The sequence below is a fragment of the Thermoflexus sp. genome, from assembly GCF_040289485.1.
Classification (GTDB): Bacteria; Chloroflexota; Anaerolineae; order Thermoflexales; family Thermoflexaceae; genus Thermoflexus.
Genome location: NZ_PSLG01000123.1, coordinates 1 through 2,192 on the forward strand (window position 1 = coordinate 1; position 2,192 = coordinate 2,192).

3 protein-coding genes are annotated in these 2,192 nt (G+C 67.3%); all 3 read left to right on the forward strand.

Translation table 11 applies throughout. From position 1 onward, the window contains the following. On the forward strand, positions 1-724 hold a 724-nt coding region (locus tag C4313_RS11600; protein WP_503012471.1), incomplete at its 5' end, for a PH domain-containing protein. Positions 725-988: 264 nt separating this feature from the next. After that, positions 989-1,495, forward strand: coding sequence for a YceD family protein (locus C4313_RS11605; protein WP_352430005.1), 507 nt, complete (start codon positions 989-991; stop codon positions 1,493-1,495). Between the two features lie 72 nt (positions 1,496-1,567). Beyond that, positions 1,568-2,192: sigma-70 factor domain-containing protein (locus C4313_RS11610; protein ID WP_352430006.1), on the forward strand; the 625-nt coding region annotated here is incomplete at its 3' end.

The window sequence follows — 2,192 nt, forward strand, 5'->3', positions numbered from 1 at the left end:
CCTCGTCCCCCCGCCCCCGGCGCCGGAGCCGCCGCCTCCCCCGCCGCCGCCGGGCGCCCTGGGACGCCTCGGGATGGTCCTCCGCGCCATCGGGCGCTATCTCTTTCCCCCGCTGCGGGAGACGGTGGGGGATCGGATCATCTACCGCAAGCACTGGGTGGCCCTGTTCCGCTCTATCGGGTGGGGGCCGGTGGTCGGGGCTGGGGCGTGGTGGCTCCTGCTGTTCCTCCTCCGGCACCACGTCATGCTCTTGGACCGCCTTCCGCCGGAGGTCCGCTGGGGCCTGCTGGTCGTCACGGGGGCGCTGCTGGGGCTGTGGTGGTGGTGGCGCTACGAGAACTGGCGGAACGACGAATATATCCTCACGCCCACCCATCTCATGCTCTCCCAGCGCTTGCCCGCCCTGATGCGGGAGGAGACCCAGACGGCCAGCCTGGCCCGCATCCAGAGCGTCGAATACACCATCCCCTCCCTCTGGGCCCGCCTGCTCAACTACGGCCACGTCCTGGTGCGGGTCCCCGGCGGCGACTTCCATCTGGTCTATGTGGGCGCCCCCCGCCAGGTCCAGCAGGAGATCACCCGGCGCATGGAGGCCTACCGGCGCCGCCTCCAGGAGGAAGAGGCCGCCCGCCAGCGCCGCTCCATCGTGGATGTCCTGGCCGCCTACGACCGCCTGCGGTTCGGCCCCCCCAGCGCCGCGCTACCCCCCACCCCCCCATCCTGATGGTATTTTCCGCAGAACCTTTCCTATCTATCCCTTGCACTACGCCCGTTATTGATAATAACTTCCGACGATAATCCCAGATTATTAACATATTAGTTTGCATCGTGCCGTCAAAGTCCTTCTTTTCCTCCAGGGGTTGACGGATTTCCAAACTTGTGCTTGACGGAGGGGCCGGCCGTGTGCTATAATCACGCCAGCAGGTTTTTGCCGGCCTGCCCCAACCCTGGAGGCGCGGCCCCTGCGGTCGCCCTCCCGGAGGGCCCCATGAAGATGCTGCGGTATCGGGTGGGGGCGCTGGTGAGCGCCCCGATCGGAAGTCGGATGGTTCTATCCCTGGAGGAGGGACCGGGGGATCTGGGTTACGGCGTGGCGGTCGATTATCTGCGGGGGGAGATCGAACTGGTCCGCTCGGACCGCCGCCTTTTGGCCTCGGGGACGGTCTCCACGCAGATCCCCGTGGAGTGTGCCCGCTGCCTGGAGCCCGTGGCCCTGCCCCTGACCTTCACCTTCGAGGAGGCGTTCCATCTCTCCCCGGTGGACATCCCCGGGGAGAACATCTATGCGGTGACCGACGACGGCTATCTGTTCCTGACGGCCCCGCTGCGGGAGCACATCATGCTCCACACGCCGCTGCGGGTGCTGTGCAAGCCGGATTGCCGCGGGCTGTGTCCGGAATGCGGGCACAACCTCAACGAGGGCGATTGCGGGTGCGTCCGGGAGCTGGATCCGCGGTGGGCGGCCCTGAGGGCCTTCCGGCTTCCCTCGGAGTGAGGGCCGATCCCCCTGGGGCGGCGCCGGCAGGGAGCGCGGGTGGACATCTCCGAGGCATGGAGAGGAGCGACGATGGCGAGCTTCGATGAGGTGATCGGGGAACTGCTGTCGCTGGCGGAGCGGCAAGGCTATCTCACCGTAACCGACATCCTGGAGGTGTATCCGGAGGCCGAGGAGTCCCCTGAAGAACTGGATGAGATCTGCCTCTGGCTCCAGGAGGCCGGGATCGAGCTCTACGACGACACCCGCATCAACATCGAAGAGGAGGAGCGGTTCCTCCGCGAGATCGAGGAGGAAGAGGAAGAAGAGGAGGCGGAGGAACATTTCGAGAGCAGCGACGTGGTCCTGGGGGAGGACGACGACCTGGCGGGCATCGACGTCGACGACACGGTGGGCCTCTACCTCAAGGAGATGGCCCGCGTCCCCCTGCTCACCAGCGAGGAGGAGGTCCGCTTGGCCCGCCAGGTGTTCCGGGGCCAGCAGGCGGCCCGGCGGCTGCAGGAGGCCCGGCGGCTGACCCCCCGGCAGCGGGCCCGCCTGGAGAAACTGGTGGAGGAGGGACGCCGGGCCCGGGAGCACCTGATCAAGGCCAACACGCGCCTGGTGGTTAGCATCGCCAAAAAATATATGGGCCGCGGCGTCCCCTTCCTGGACCTCATCCAGGAGGGCAACCTGGGCCTGATGAAGGCGGTGGAGA